At 62.1% G+C, this 14084-nt stretch carries 15 protein-coding genes; 12 read left to right on the top strand and 3 right to left on the bottom strand.

The genetic code is table 11. The features are described from left to right. The first annotated feature begins 162 nt into the window (after positions 1–162). Positions 163–3849, top strand: coding sequence for a response regulator (locus tag J3A65_RS12635; protein WP_348635216.1), 3687 nt, complete (start codon positions 163–165; stop codon positions 3847–3849). A 12-nt stretch (positions 3850–3861) separates the two neighbouring features. Here the strand turns inward: J3A65_RS12635 and mnmD are convergent, their stop codons facing one another. After that, the gene (gene mnmD / locus J3A65_RS12630) at positions 3862–4602 is read right to left on the bottom strand and encodes a tRNA (5-methylaminomethyl-2-thiouridine)(34)-methyltransferase MnmD (protein WP_209901498.1); all 741 of its coding nucleotides are present in this window, start codon (positions 4600–4602) and stop codon (positions 3862–3864) included. 46 nt (positions 4603–4648) lie between these two features. Between mnmD and J3A65_RS12625 the strand changes: the two genes are divergently transcribed. From J3A65_RS12625 to J3A65_RS12580, 10 genes are all read left to right on the top strand, one after another. Beyond that, complete coding sequence (locus tag J3A65_RS12625; RefSeq protein ID WP_245341534.1) at positions 4649–5803, top strand: FAD-binding oxidoreductase; 1155 nt, start codon at positions 4649–4651, stop codon at positions 5801–5803. Positions 5804–5915: 112 nt separating this feature from the next. Further along, positions 5916–6623 (top strand): DUF1045 domain-containing protein, encoded by a 708-nt coding sequence (locus J3A65_RS12620; protein WP_062582757.1) that lies wholly within the window; start codon positions 5916–5918, stop codon positions 6621–6623. A 77-nt stretch (positions 6624–6700) separates the two neighbouring features. Further along, the gene (puuE, locus tag J3A65_RS12615) at positions 6701–7651 is read left to right on the top strand and encodes an allantoinase PuuE (protein WP_209903493.1); all 951 of its coding nucleotides are present in this window, start codon (positions 6701–6703) and stop codon (positions 7649–7651) included. After that, positions 7648–8145 (top strand): 2-oxo-4-hydroxy-4-carboxy-5-ureidoimidazoline decarboxylase, encoded by a 498-nt coding sequence (gene uraD / locus J3A65_RS12610; protein ID WP_209901493.1) that lies wholly within the window; start codon positions 7648–7650, stop codon positions 8143–8145. Before puuE ends, uraD begins: the two co-directional genes overlap by 4 nt. Positions 8146–8243: 98 nt before the next feature. Next, positions 8244–8498: a nucleotidyltransferase family protein gene (locus J3A65_RS12605; RefSeq protein ID WP_348635215.1), complete on the top strand. Its 255-nt coding sequence runs from the start codon at positions 8244–8246 to the stop codon at positions 8496–8498. After that, positions 8495–8857, top strand: coding sequence for a DUF86 domain-containing protein (locus J3A65_RS12600; RefSeq protein ID WP_174196364.1), 363 nt, complete (start codon positions 8495–8497; stop codon positions 8855–8857). Before J3A65_RS12605 ends, J3A65_RS12600 begins: the two co-directional genes overlap by 4 nt. Position 8858: 1 nt before the next feature. Next, the gene (locus J3A65_RS12595) at positions 8859–9365 is read left to right on the top strand and encodes an ureidoglycolate lyase (RefSeq protein ID WP_245341532.1); all 507 of its coding nucleotides are present in this window, start codon (positions 8859–8861) and stop codon (positions 9363–9365) included. After that, positions 9362–9718 carry a hydroxyisourate hydrolase gene (gene uraH / locus J3A65_RS12590; RefSeq protein ID WP_209901489.1) on the top strand — a complete coding sequence of 119 codons (357 nt, stop codon included), beginning with the start codon at positions 9362–9364 and terminating at the stop codon, positions 9716–9718. The genes J3A65_RS12595 and uraH overlap by 4 nt, the downstream gene beginning before the upstream one ends. Further along, positions 9718–10464, top strand: a complete 747-nt coding sequence (locus J3A65_RS12585; protein WP_209901487.1) for a metallophosphoesterase family protein — start codon at positions 9718–9720, stop codon at positions 10462–10464. Before uraH ends, J3A65_RS12585 begins: the two co-directional genes overlap by 1 nt. Before the next feature lie 122 nt (positions 10465–10586). After that, positions 10587–11372: a hypothetical protein gene (locus J3A65_RS12580; RefSeq protein WP_209901484.1), complete on the top strand. Its 786-nt coding sequence runs from the start codon at positions 10587–10589 to the stop codon at positions 11370–11372. A 30-nt stretch (positions 11373–11402) separates the two neighbouring features. Here the strand turns inward: J3A65_RS12580 and J3A65_RS12575 are convergent, their stop codons facing one another. Then, positions 11403–12164 carry an SDR family oxidoreductase gene (locus J3A65_RS12575; RefSeq protein WP_209901482.1) on the bottom strand — a complete coding sequence of 254 codons (762 nt, stop codon included), beginning with the start codon at positions 12162–12164 and terminating at the stop codon, positions 11403–11405. Between the two features lie 200 nt (positions 12165–12364). On the opposite strand from J3A65_RS12575, the gene J3A65_RS12570 reads away from it, so the two are divergent. After that, positions 12365–12781: a response regulator gene (locus J3A65_RS12570; protein ID WP_244508741.1), complete on the top strand. Its 417-nt coding sequence runs from the start codon at positions 12365–12367 to the stop codon at positions 12779–12781. A 15-nt stretch (positions 12782–12796) separates the two neighbouring features. Here the strand turns inward: J3A65_RS12570 and J3A65_RS12565 are convergent, their stop codons facing one another. After that, complete coding sequence (locus tag J3A65_RS12565) at positions 12797–13942, bottom strand: alpha-hydroxy acid oxidase (RefSeq protein WP_209901480.1); 1146 nt, start codon at positions 13940–13942, stop codon at positions 12797–12799. Positions 13943–14084: the final 142 nt, after the last annotated feature.

The following is a 14084-nucleotide window of genomic DNA, read 5'->3' as shown; positions in this document are numbered from 1 at the left end:
GCGTGAAACGCCCCCGGCCGCACTCCATTCGAACTTGCGAAAACGCAAATATTAAACAACCCTGTGTTCCGGGCAACGTGTTGTTAATACTCGCTATGGTGTTATCGGGTCGGTTTCCGAAAAATGGTGGGATCCCGCATGCGCGGGAGTGAGCGGGGCAGGGTGCACACGAAGAGCGAACGCCTGGAAAGCAAGTTTCTGGAGCGGGCCTGCGCCCGCATCGTGGATCTCCCCGAACCCGCCTATATCAAGAACTGCCGGCTCGCATATGTCGCCGTCAACCCCGCCTATGCGGCCATGGTCGGCGCTCGCCCGGAGGAGCTCGTCGGCCAGACAAGCCGCAGCCTCGGCAGCGATGGCGAAAAGGACGAGCGCAAGGAAAAGGAATGCCGCGCCCTGGTGTTCGGTGCCGAAGAAAAGGCGTTGGCGTTCAACGCCGACGGGATTTTCTCCCATGAGATCCATATCGAACGGTTTTTGACGGAGGACGATCATTCCTACGTCTTCGGCCATTTCCTGCCGGTCGGCGCTGCATCGCGCCCAACGGGTAATGGCGTCCCCGCGCCGCTCGAAGCGACAGCGAAGCCGTTTTCGCTGTTTGAGAACGGTCTTCTCGACGACGCGATCGACATGCTCGAAATGGGCATCGGCATCTACGACCGCGACAATGTGCTCGTTTACTGCAATTCGCAGCTTGTCGACCATTTCGATGCCTGCGGCATCGTCATCAAGCCGGGCATAGCGCTGGAGGACATCATCCACCGCGCCTATGATCAGCGGGAACGTGCGGCAAGCGGCAATGCGTCCGTAACGCTTGCGCCGCGCGAGAAGTGGGTGGAACAGCGTCTCCGTGCCTTCCTCGTTCCCTATCACGAGCGGATCGACAAGCTGCCGGATGGGCGCTGGATGCGCAGTCTCAACAAACGGCTGGAAAACGGCCTGCTGATCGCCATCCGCCACGACGTCACCGACTTCAAGGACCAGGAGATGCTGCTGCGCAGCCAGGTGGCGGAAACCGGGCTTTTCCGCGCCATCCTGGAAGACCTGCCGGCCCCCGTGTTCGTTCGCAACGAAAAGCACGAGCTGACCTATGCCAACCACGCCTACGAGCAAATGCTGGGCAGCGAACGGGAAAACTATCTCGGCAAGACGGAAGCCCAGATGTTTCCCTGGGCGGCGGAGCGGTTCTGGAACGAAAACGCCCGCGTGCTGGACGGCGAGGCGATCGACAAGTCGGAGGATATGACCTTCCCGGACGGTTCGGTCATTCCGGTTCTTACACGCCTGCGCTCGATTGAGGTCGACGACGGCAGCCGCTATCTGGTCTGCTCGCGCACAGACGTGTCGCTGATCAAGGAAGCGCAGCAAAAGGCGGAAAAGGTCAGCCAGGATCTGCAGACGATCCTGTCGGCCCAGCCGGTCGGCATCGGTATTCTCGATGCGGATCTGGTGTTCGAATACGCCAACCCCGCCTTCTATACATCCTGGGATACGGACAAGCGCTTCGATCTGGCCGGCCGTTCCTACCGGGATTTCATGAAGGTCAATTACGACAACGGTATCTATGCCGGCTCGGACCTGGATTTCGATGCGATCTACAATGCCCGCATCGCCGCACTGACAGCCAGCAACGATCATCCGCCGATCGAGATCCGCACCCATGGCGGCCATTACCTGCTGATTTCCGGCACGCAGCTGACCGATGGCAAGATCCTCATCAGCCATACCGATATCACCGCGATGCGCCAACGCGATGCGGACATCCGGCAAGCGCAGGAAGCGCTGCAGAAACACGGCGCGCTGATGCGCGACGCAACCAGCGCAATGTCTCAGGGGCTGCTCATCCTGCATGACGGCGCGATTATCTTTTCAAACGATGCGCTTGCCGCCATGCTGGAGATGCCGGCCGACATGCTGTCGATCGGCAAAAGCTGGCGCAACGTCTTTGGCTACTGCGCAAAACGCGGCGATCTTGGCGATGCGCGCACCTCGACCGCGGCGCTGCGCGAATGGGAAGCGAGCGTTGCCTCTGGAGAGCCGGTATTTACCTCGTTCCGCGTCGAGGACCGCCGCTGGATCCAGCTCGAGGCCCGCCCGACCGGGGACGACCACTGGCTTGCCGTCTTCACGGATGTCACCGAGAGCAAGGAACGCGAGGCGGACCTGACGCGCCTGCTCAACCGGGCGGAAGCGGCCGACCGGGCGAAGTCGGAATTCCTTGCCAACATGAGCCACGAGATCCGCACGCCGATGAACGGCGTGCTCGGCATGGCCGAACTGCTCGCCAAGTCCAGCCTCGATACCCGCCAGAAGACCTTCGTCGACATCATCGTCAAATCCGGCAACGCGCTTTTGACGATCATCAACGACATTCTCGATTTCTCCAAGATCGATGCCGGCCAGATGAAGCTGCGCAAGGCGCCGTTCGATCCGGTCGAGGCAATCGAGGACGTGGCGACGCTTCTGTCGTCGGCCGCTGCCGACAAGGATATCGAACTGATCGTCCGCGGCGAGGTGTCTGTGCGCGAAACGGTCCTCGGCGATGCCGGCCGCTTCCGCCAGATCGTCACCAATCTGGTCGGCAATGCCGTCAAGTTTACCGAAAAGGGCCATGTCTTCATCGACTTGAAGTCGCGGCCGATCGATGGTGACCAGCTGATGCTGTCGATCCGCATCGAGGATACCGGCCTTGGCATTCCCGAAGAAAAGCTTCGGTCGGTGTTTGAAAAGTTCAGCCAGGTGGATACGTCGTCCACCCGCCGTCATGAAGGCACCGGGCTTGGTCTTGCGATTACGTCCGGTCTGGTCGAGCTGTTCGGCGGTTCCGTCGAGGTCGAGAGCGAGCTTGGCCGCGGTTCGGTCTTTACCGTCAACCTGCCGTTTGCCGTGGTTGCCGAACGCAAGATGGAAGTGACGCTGCCGGTCAGCACCAGCGGTGCCCGGGTGCTCGTGATCGACGACAACGCTGTGAACCGCCGCATCCTCACCGAGCAGCTGAGCATGTGGGGCTTCGAGACCGTTGCCGCTGAAAACGGGGCGGAGGGTCTTGCCTTCCTCCACGAAGCAACCAGGCTCGGCATCGTCATCGATGTGGTCGTGCTGGATTATCACATGCCGGAGATGAACGGGTTCGACTGCGCCAAGGCGATCCGGCGCGACAGGCGCTTCGATTTCACCGGCATCGTCTTCCTGACGTCGATGGACATGGCAAACGACGAGACGATGTTTGCCGAGCTCAATGTTCAGGCGCATCTGATGAAGCCCGCCCGCGCAGCCCTTTTGCGCAGCACGATCATCGACGTCGTCCGCGTCATCCGCACCCGGCGCCGCGCATCCGGGCAGGCGGTGCCGCTCATTGCGTCGTCTGCTCCCGCCGTCGACACAGCTGGCTCAAAGCCTGCAGAACCGGTGGCGCAGGAAAACACCGTCGCTCCTGTGATCAAACCAACGCTCGATGTTCTCGTGGCTGAGGACAACGAGGTTAACCAGATCGTCTTTACCCAAATCCTGCAGATGACCGGCTGGCTGTTCCAGATCGTCAAGAACGGGGCGGAAGCGGTCGAGGCCTGGCAGAAGTATGATCCGGCGGTGATCATCATGGACGTGTCGATGCCGGTGATGAACGGTCACCAGGCAACCCGCAAGATCCGCGAACTCGAAAACTCGACCGGCACGCATGTCCCGATCATCGGCGTCACCGCCCATGCGCTCGAAAGCGACCGCGAACTCTGCTTCCAGGTCGGCATGGACGATTATCTATCCAAGCCGATCAGTCCCGAAGCGCTGGAAAACAAGATCCGCCACTGGCTGGACGGCGCCGTCGTTGTTTCGGCGCTGGACGGCAACTGAGGCCTTGGAGCCTCAGTCCTTGCGTCCGCGCAGCATCTCGCGTTTGCCCGCAAAGCCGGTCTGGCGCTCCACGGTGAAACCCGCGGCCGCCAGATTGCGGCGGACGAAGCCTGCCGCCGCATAGGTTCCGAACGTGCCGCCCGGGCGGGTGCGGTCGAAAAGTGCCTGCATCAGCTCCGGCGACCACATGTCGGGATTCCGCGACGGCGCGAAGCCATCGAGGAACCAGGCATCGAAGTCAGCCTCTTCAGCCGTGACCCCGTCGAGCGCTGGGCCGCAGACAACCATCAGCGTTGTCTGGTCGTCGAGGTCGATGGTGATCCGGCCGCTCGGCTCATCCGGCCATGCTTGCGTCAGTGCCTGCCGTTGCGCATCGATTTCCGGCCACCGCGCCAGTGCCCGCCCGATCTCGTCGCGCTGCATTGGATAGAGCTCGAACGATGTGAAATGCAGCCGCGTGCCGGGTTTGCGGAAAAGGGCCCACTGGCGCCAGGTCTCGCAGGCGTTGAGGCCGGTGCCGAAACCGAGTTCGCCGATCCGGAACGTGTCTCCAGCTGGCGACATCTCGATCCAGCGCTCCGGCAGGCCGTTTCCGGCCAGAAACACATGGCCGCATTCCAGCCGGCCATCGGTGCGGCAATAAAAGTGGTCGCCAAATTCCGTCGAATACGGCATATCGCCGTCATGCCAGTCGAGCGCCGGGGCTTCAGGCGTGGCGTCGTCTTTTACAATTTCGGGATCGTGATTGCTCATGGAAGATGCGGATAATCCTCGAGGTCCCCGGGGTCAATCGCCAGCGATGCCGCATCTCCCCGGCGATCATGTCGATCTCCTGATCATCGGCGGCGGCATCATGGGCCTCTGGGCTGCGGTCAAGGCGGAACGGCTCGGCATCCGAACCCTTTTGGTCGAAGCCGGACGGTTGGGGCAGGGTGCCAGCGGCGGCATTCTGGGCGCGCTGATGTCGCATGTGCCCGACCGCTGGAACGACAAGAAACAGGCGCAGTTCGATGCGCTGGTCGCCCTCGAAGACGAAGTTTCTAGGCTCGAAGGCGAGACCGGGCTGTCCTGCGGTTATCGCCGCTCCGGTCGGCTGATCCCGCTGCCGAAACCGCACTTGAGACCCATCGCCCTACGCCATCAGCAGGAGGCAGAGGTCAACTGGCGGCACGACGGCGATCCGTTCCAATGGCATGTGCTCGATGCGTCCCCCTTCGCAGGTTGGCCGGATCCGGCCTTTACCGAAGCCGGCATCGTGCACGACACGTTTGCCGCCCGCGTTTCCCCCCGCCATCTCATGGCAGCGCTCGCCGCCGTCCTTGGCAACGCCCGGCATGTCAGCGTGATCGAAGGACTGCCGGCGGAGCGGATCGACCCTGTCGCAAACCGCGTCGAATTTGCCGATGGACGCTCGATCGGTTTTGGCCATTGCATGATTGCGGCCGGCCCGCAGTCGTTTCCGCTGCTTGGTCCCCTGTCTCCATCCATCTCGGTTCCGCTGGGACAGCCGGTGAAGGGGCAGGCGGCGCTGTTGAAGGCCGATATCGATCCGTCGCTGCCGATCCTCTTCCTCAACGGCCTCTATGTCATCGCCCATGACGATGGCCACGTGGCGGTCGGCAGCACCAGCGAGGAGGAGTTCGACGCGCCGTTTGCCACCGATGCCAAGCTCGACGATCTCCTGGTCCGCGCCCGCGCGCTCGTGCCGGCACTTTCCGGTGCGGAAGTGGTGGAGCGCTGGGCCGGCTTGAGGCCCAAGGCGATCGGCCGTGAGCCGATGGTGGGGCCGCATCCCGACCATCCAACCGTCATCGCTCTCACCGGCGGCTTCAAGGTCAGCTTCGGGCTTGCCCACAGGCTTGCGGATGCCGCGCTCGGTTTCGTCATCGGTCAAGAGCACTCGCTTCCCGAGAGTTTTATACTTTGGGATCATCTTTCGGTTGCTACGCGTTAAACGCGCGTTTCGGCCTTTTCTCGTCGTTAATCTGTCACGCAAATCGCGTAACCCAATTCGTGGGATTGATGAGCATGCGTGAATAAACGAACAGGGGCAGAAAAGGTGACGCATGCGCTACGCACTCTATTTTACGCCACCTGCGCATGATCCGCTGACGCTTGCCGCGGCGCAATGGCTCGGCCGCAGTGCCTATTCCGGTGAGGCGATGGAGCCGCCCGAGATCTGCAACCTAGGTTTGCATGAGATCGCCTATCATACCGCGCTGCCGCGTCGCTGCGGTTTTCACGCCACGCTGAAGGCGCCGTTCCGGCTGGCGCCTGAAATCACCGAACAGATGCTGCTGCGCCATCTGATGCGCTTTGCCGGTGCCCATGATCCGTTCGAACTGCCGCCTCTCGAAGTGGCCCGGCTCGGCAATTATTTCGGCCTTGTGCCGGCGCTTCCCTGCGAGCGGATGCGGTTTCTCGCCTGCGCCGTCGTGCAGGAATTCGATGCGTTTCGGGCGCCGCTCTCGGAAGGCGAACTGGAACGCGCCGATCCCGGCGATCTCTCGGCACCGCAGTTTTCCAATCTTCATCGCTGGGGCAACCCTTACGTGATGGAAGAATACCGCTTTCACATGACGCTGACGGGCCCGATGACACCGGCCGAAATGCCGCGTTTCGAAACGGCCTTGCGCGCCCATTTCAATCCGTATCTGCTGCGTCCCTTGGAAATCGCCAACATCGCGCTGTTCGTCGAAAATGAGCCCGGTGCGCCGTTCCATGTCCATTCTCTGCATCCGATGGGGCGCGTTTCCGCCCGCAAGATCGCCTGAGCGATCACGTTCCGTCTCGACATCGGCGGAAAGGCTGGGCTACCTTCCACAAGAGATAATCGAGGTGGACCATGCCCATAACCATAAAAGACTACCCCCGCGATCTCGTCGGCTATGGCCGCCACACGCCCGATCCGAAATGGCCCAACGGCGCCAATATCGCCGTGCAGTTCGTGATCAACTACGAAGAGGGCGGCGAAAGCTCGATCTTGGACGATGATCCGGCGTCGGAAAACCTGCTGTCCGAAATCGTCGGCGCCGCCGCCTGGCCGGGCCAGCGCAATCTCAACATGGAATCGATCTACGAATACGGTTCGCGCGCCGGTTTCTGGCGGCTGCACCGGCTGTTTACCGAACTCAAGGTCCAGACCACCGTCTACGGCGTGACGCTTGCCATGGCCCGCAATCCCGAAGCTGTCTCAGCCATGAAGGAAGCCGGCTGGGAGATCGCCAGCCACGGTTATCGCTGGCTCGAATACAAGGATTTCGACGACGCACGGGAACGCGAACACATTCTTGAGGCGGTGCGCCTGCATACCGAACTGACCGGCGAGCGTCCTTACGGCATGTATCAGGGCAAGCCATCCGACAACACGCTGAAGCTTGTCATGGAAGAGGGCGGTTTCCTCTATTCGTCCGACAGCTATGCCGACGATCTGCCCTATTGGGTGCCGGGGCTGGATGGCAAGCCGTTCCTGATCATCCCTTATACGCTGGAAACCAACGACATGCGCTTTGCCACGCCGCAGGGTTTCAACACCGGCGATCAGTTCTTCACCTATCTCAAGGATGCGTTCGACACGCTTTACCGGGAAGGCGAGGAGGGGGCGGCAAAGATGCTGTCGGTCGGTCTGCACTGCCGCCTCGTCGGGCGTCCGGGTCGCGTGGCGGCGCTGCGGCGGTTCATGGAATACGTGCTCTCGCACGACAAGGTCTGGCTGCCGCAACGCATCGAGATCGCCCGCCACTGGCATGCCCATCACAAGCCGTCAGATGTGTCGGCATCAAGCACGGTGACCGGCCGATGACCGCCCGCAACGATTTCGTCGCGACCTTCGGTGGCGTGTTCGAACATTCGCCCTTTATCGCCGAGCGCGCCTATGACGGCGGCATGATCTTCGTGCCGCTGACCGCCAAGGGCGTGCATGAGGCTATGGTGGCGGTTTTTCGCGCCGCGGACCCGCAGGAGAAGCTCGGCATCCTCAACGCCCATCCGGACCTTGCCGGCAAGCTCGCCATCGCCGGCGGACTGACGCAAGAGAGCAAGAACGAACAGGCCGGCGCCGGGCTCGATCGTCTGAGCCCAGATGAGCACGCACGTTTCACCGAACTCAACGCCGCCTATGTCGCAAAATTCGGCTTCCCCTTCATCATCGCCGTGAAAGGCCTGACAAGGGACGACATCCTCGCCGCCTTCGAGACCCGCGTCGGCAACGACGCCGATGAGGAGTTCAAGACCGCCTGCGCCCAGGTGGAAAGGATCGCACATCTGCGGCTGCTGGCGCTTTTGCCGGAGACGTGAGGGGGTTGCTTTCTTCGCCGTCGCTTGTGGCCTATATTGGATGGATAACGAGTGGTGGCCACATGAGACCGTCGGAAGCGCTGGAGAAGAACAGGGGAGTGATCCGGGAGATTGTCGCCCGTCGGCAGGTCTTTAACGCGCGCGTCTACGGTTCCGTCCTGCGGGGCGAGGATCATGCTGGAAGCGATCTGGATATTCTGGTCGACCCGTCGCCGGATACATCGCTTTTTACTCTTGGCGGGCTGCAATGGGAGCTCGAACAAGCACTCGGCGTTCCCGTCGATATCAAGGTGCCCGGCGACTTTCCTCCCAATTTGCGCGAGCGCATCGTTTCTGAAGCGCTTGCCATATGACGGGCGGTCGGCTGGAGGTCTACCTAGAGCGCATATCTGTCGCGGGATCACGCGCTATTGCTTATGTCGACGGTGCGGACCGCGTATCATTCGGAGCGGACCAGCGGACGCAGGATGCGGTAATCGCCAACATCGCTGCGATCGGCGAATGCGTGACGAAAATCATGGACAGGTTTCCCGAATTCGCCGCCGCTCACCCGGAGGTGCCGTGGCAGGATATCAGGGCTATGCGCAATCGGGTCGCGCATCAATATTTCGATATCGACGTCGATACGGTGTGGCGCACGGTGACGATCGATCTTCCCGACCTTCTCGAGCAACTCCAATCTCTGCGCAACTTCCATGCCCAAGGCGAATGATTTGACCGACCATGAAACCCTCCGCATCCTCCCGCTCACCAAAGCCGCTTTCGCAGCCTATGGCGATGTGATCGAGGCCGATCCGGCGACGATGCGGCTGATCAACAACGGCACGACGGAGCGCTACCATGGGCTTGCCTCACCAGTTGTGGTCGGGCCGGCCGAGCGGCTGATCTTCAACATTTTTCGCGGCCAGCCGCGGAGTTTTCCGCACGAGGTTGGGATGATGGAGCGGCATCCGTTCGGCAGCCAGAGTTTCATGCCACTCTCCGGGCGGCCGTTTCTGGTGGGCGTTTCCGACGACGAGGACGGCCGGCCTGGGCGTCCGAAAATCTTTCTAGCGCAGCCGCATCAGGGCGTAAACTATTTCGCCAACACCTGGCATCATCCGCTGATGGCGCTGGGTGAGATCAGCGATTTTCTCGTCGTCGATCGCGACAACACGGCCGCCAATCTCGAGGAATTCTTCTTCGAAACACCCTATCGCATCACGGAGCCCAGCCTATGACCGGCCTCACCACCCATGTGCTCGATACCGCAAGCGGTACGCCTGCCTCCGGGCTCGTCATCGACCTCTACCTGATCGACGGCGACGTTCGCGAAAAACTCATGACGGTCACGACCAATGCCGATGGCCGCATTGATGGCGGACCGATCCTGTCCGGCGACACCTTCATTGTAGGAACCTACGAGCTCGTCTTCCATGCCGGGGACTATCTGCGTTCCCACGGCGTCGCACTGACCGAGCCGGCCTTCCTCGACGTCATCCCGATCCGCTTCGGCATGTCCGATGTCTCGGCGCATTACCATGTGCCGCTGCTGATCTCGCCCTATGGCTATTCCACCTACAGAGGAAGCTGATGCGGTTTGCAGCGATCGCCGATATCCACGGAAACTGCGCCGCGCTTCAGGCGGTGCTTGATGATATCGCAGACCTCGGCATCCGCGATATCGTCAATCTCGGCGATTGTTTCAGCGGCCCGCTGGAGGCTGACAGGACCGGTGATCTGCTGCTGCTTCTCGATGAAGCCGCAGTGCAGACCGTGCGCGGCAACCACGATCGCTATCTCCTGGAAACGCCGCCCGACGCCTTGGCGGCCTCGGATCGGCACGCGCACGGGCAGATGTCGCCGCGGCATTTCGAATGGCTGCGCAAACTGCCGTTCAGCATGGTCTGGCGCGACGACGTTTACCTGTGCCATGCGACGCCGGAGAACGACAATCTCTATTGGCTCGAAACGGTCACTGCGGACGGCCACGTGACGCTGCGGCCGCAAGCCGAGATCGAGGCGCTGGCCGACGGCATCGCGCAATCGCTGATCCTCTGCGGTCACAGCCATGTCGCTCGCGTCGTGCAGCTCTCGGATGGCCGGCTGATCGTCAATCCCGGCAGCGTCGGCCAGCCCGCCTATGACGACGATGCCCCCGTCTATCACAAGGTCGAAACAGGCCATGCACTGGCGTCCTACGCGGTGATCGAAAAGACCGACAAAGGCTTTGCGCCGACACTGCGCACCGTTGCCTACGATCACATGGCAATGTCGCGGCTTGCCGCGAAAAACGACCGTCCCGACTGGGCAAGCGCATTGGCGACCGGCAGGGTGTGAGGGGCTGCCGGTTCCGGATCGGCATTCCATTCCAGTCTTCATCCACCGCTAAAATTCCGACGGAAACCATTCCGCAAGGCTTCTTCCAGATACTCTCCTGCGACGAGACAGGGGATGATTCGATGGCTCAATCACGCGCAAAACCGGCTGCGAAACGCAAGCGCAGCGCCGGGACCAAACGCTCTTCCTCGCGTTCGGGCGGTTCGCTCTGGCTTTGGGGGGCTGCTCTTGTCGTGGTCGGCGGCTCGATCGCGCTTTATGATCATTCGAGTGCTGCGCGCCGCTTCGTGACCAGTCTCACCTCTTCAAAGCCTGTTCAGACGGCGGCACGGCCTACCCAGCGCGATGACAATCCGGTACCGCCAAAACCGGTCGTTGCCGCTGCACCTCTGCAGCGCCCGGTCACGCCGCGGCCGACCGCTGCGCTTGACCAGAGCCAGACGGCCGCGATCATTCCGCCGGCGCCGATCGGCAAGCCGGGGCTGGACGCGGTTGCCGCACAGTCGGCGGCTCAGCCGGGGGCGCCGAGAGTGGGCGAAAAGCTCGCCGGCGCCTATGAGGCAAAATTCTTTCTCTGCGGCACCGCCAAGCAGGACGACTGCGTCGTGTCCGCCGACCGCTTCGTCCTCCATGGTCAGAAGATCCGGCTGGTCGGCGTCGAAGTCCCCAATATCGCAAAGCCCCGGTGCGAGGCCGAGCGGATCAAGGCAAGCGATGCCAAGCTGCGGGTCCGCGCGTTCCTCGATTCCGGTCCGTTCGACCTGATGAGCTGGCGCGGCAATGATGCGGCGGTGGACGGTCACCAGTTGCGCGAAGTCACCCGCAACGGCCGCTCGCTTGCCGATATCCTCGTCAAAGAGGGACTGGCGAAGCGCCCGGGCGCCGGCAAATCCGGCTGGTGCTCCTGAGCCTCAGCCGCTTTTCGCCGGGCCTCCACCTTACTTCGAAGGCTGGCCGTTGGACGCAGAGATCCCGCCATCGACCGGCAGGTTGACGCCCGTCACGAAGCGCGCATCGTCGCTCGCCAGAAACGCGATCACAGCGGCGATATCGGCCGGCTCGCAGGGACCTTCCAGCGCAAAGCGCGCGTTGAACTGGGCGAGCCGTTCCTGATTGTCCATGATGCTATCGGTCATGCCGGAGCGCGTCAGGCTCGGGCAGACCGCGTTGACGCGGATGCCGTCCTTGCCGTGATCCAGCGCCATCGCCCGGGTGAGATTGACGACACCACCCTTGGCGGCATTGTAGGCCGCCATGCCCCAGTCGCCACCGGTGCCGGAAACAGACGCGACGTTGACGATCGAGCCCCTGGTCGTCTTCAGATGCGGGATTGCCGCGCGGCTTGCGAAGAACACGCCGTCCAGATCGGTCGCCATCACCTTGCGCCAGTCGCTGGTCGACAGCGATGACACATCGCCCTGCACCGCCACGCCTGCATTGTTGACGAGAGTGTCCACGCGACCGAACGTCTTGACCGCGGCCTCGACCAGAGCGTTCACCTGGTCCTCGTCCGCCATGTCGCAGGCCTGCACGAGAACGCGGTCCTCGGGGTAGGGCGCGGCAACCGCCTCGAGCTTTTCGGGGGTGCGGCCGGCGATCACGACGAAGGCGCCCTCATCCAGAAACCGTTCTGCGGTCGCCTTGCCGATGCCCGATCCCGCGCCCGTGACGATGACGACTTTTTCGCTGAAGCGCTGCATGAAATTCTCCTTGTAAGCGATGCTGTTAGGGCCATCCTCCAAGGCTGCGAACGGGCAGGAACGGGGCGCGGTTCCACGGGCAGACGCGGCGAATATGCGATTGTTCGCATTTTATTAATATTGTTAGCAAAGACTGACGGACGGGACACATCGAAATCAGATGGCAGGCGTTGAGGGAGCGAACTACATCGGAGGCGAACATGGCTTTGTATCAGCGTACCGTGCTTGTCGTAGAAGATGAGCCCCTAATCCGGCTGCATCTGGCAGACACTTTGGAGGATGCCGGCTATACGGTTCTCGAGGCATCGAACGTGCTCGAGGCGGTGGCCGTCCTTGGGCAGTCCCGATCCGTTGACGCGGTCATTACCGATATCGACATGCCCGGCGCCCTCGACGGTTTCGACCTGATGAAGCTGATCTGCAGCTGCTACCGGGATACCGCCGTCATCGTCACGTCAGGCGGTCATGTCCTGTGCGAAGCCGAGCTTCAACCCGGCTGCGCCTTCATTGCCAAACCCTATGACCTGCCGAAAATGCTCGACATGCTCGCGGCGCGGATCGCCCAGGCCTCCACGCGGTCGTCCCAGGCATGGCCCTGCGGCAGACTGTGGGCCTAGGCTCAGAAGAAGAAATCAGAACCTCACGTCGGCGATGATGTCGCGGCCGCAGGTTTCGATGTCGCGCTTTCCGCACAAGGCCATCGAGATGTCCATTTCCTTGCGGATGATGTCGAGCGCTGCGGTCACGCCCGGCTTTCCCATCGCGCCGAGGCCATAGAGGAAGGGGCGGCCGATATAGGTGCCCTTGGCCCCCAGCGCCACAGCTTTCAGCACGTCCTGACCGGAGCGGATACCGCCGTCGAAATGCACCTCGATGCGGTCACCGACGGCTTCGACGATCTTCGGCAGCATGCTGATCGAGGAGGGGGCGCCATCCAGCTGGCGGCCGCCGTGGTTGGAGACAATGATCGCATCGGCGCCGGTATCGGCTGCGGCGCGTGCGTCTTCCTCGTCGAGAATACCCTTGATGATCAGCTTGCCGCCCCACAGATCCTTGATCCAGCGGATATCGTCCCAGGAGAGGCGCGGGTCGAACTGTTCGGCGGTCCAGGCACCGAGCGACGACAGGTCTGAGACGTTGCTGGCATGGCCCACGATATTGCCGAAGCCGCGACGCTTGGTGCGCAGCATTTCCAGGCACCATTGCGGCCTGGTCGCCAGCTGCAGCGCGCTGTTCAGCGTCCATTTGGGCGGCGCCGACAGGCCGTTTCTGATGTCCTTATGACGCTGGCCGAGGATCTGCAGATCGGCGGTGACGACCAGCGCCGAGCAGCCGGCCTGCTTGGCGCGGCCGATCAGCCGTTCGATAAAGCCACGGTCTTTGAGCACATAGAGCTGGAACCAGAACGGCTTGGTGGTGACCGAGCGCACATCCTCGATCGAGCAGATGCTCATGGTCGACAGCGTGAAGGGAACGCCGAATTCTTCGGCCGCCTGGGCTGCCAGCATCTCGCCATCGGCATGCTGCATGCCGGTCATTCCGGTCGGCGCGAGCGCCACGGGCATCGCCGCCGCCTGTCCCACCATCGTCGTTGCCAGCGATCGGTTGGTCATGTCGACCAGCACCCGCTGGCGCAGCTTGATCTTGGAAAAGTCTTCCTCGTTGGCACGGTATGTGCCTTCGGTCCAGGCGCCGCTATCGGCATAATCGAAGAACATCTTGGGCACACGACGGCGAGCCATGGTCTTCAGATCGGCAATGGTCAGCGGCTTGGACATGCGCAAAACTTCCTCCTCGATGGTTGTCCGACAACTACCATATCCGGGCGAGCTTGCCAGCGGAAACGTCGGTTTGGGGGAGCAGTTTTCTCAACCGCACCGCAGGTGCCGCGCCGCAACGGAAAACGGGCGGCCAAGGCCG

Source organism: Rhizobium sp. PvP014 (assembly GCF_017876855.1).
GTDB lineage: Bacteria > Pseudomonadota > Alphaproteobacteria > Rhizobiales > Rhizobiaceae > Neorhizobium > Neorhizobium soli.
The sequence above is the reverse complement of the archived record's forward strand: the minus strand, read 5'-3'. Positions and strand labels throughout refer to the sequence as shown.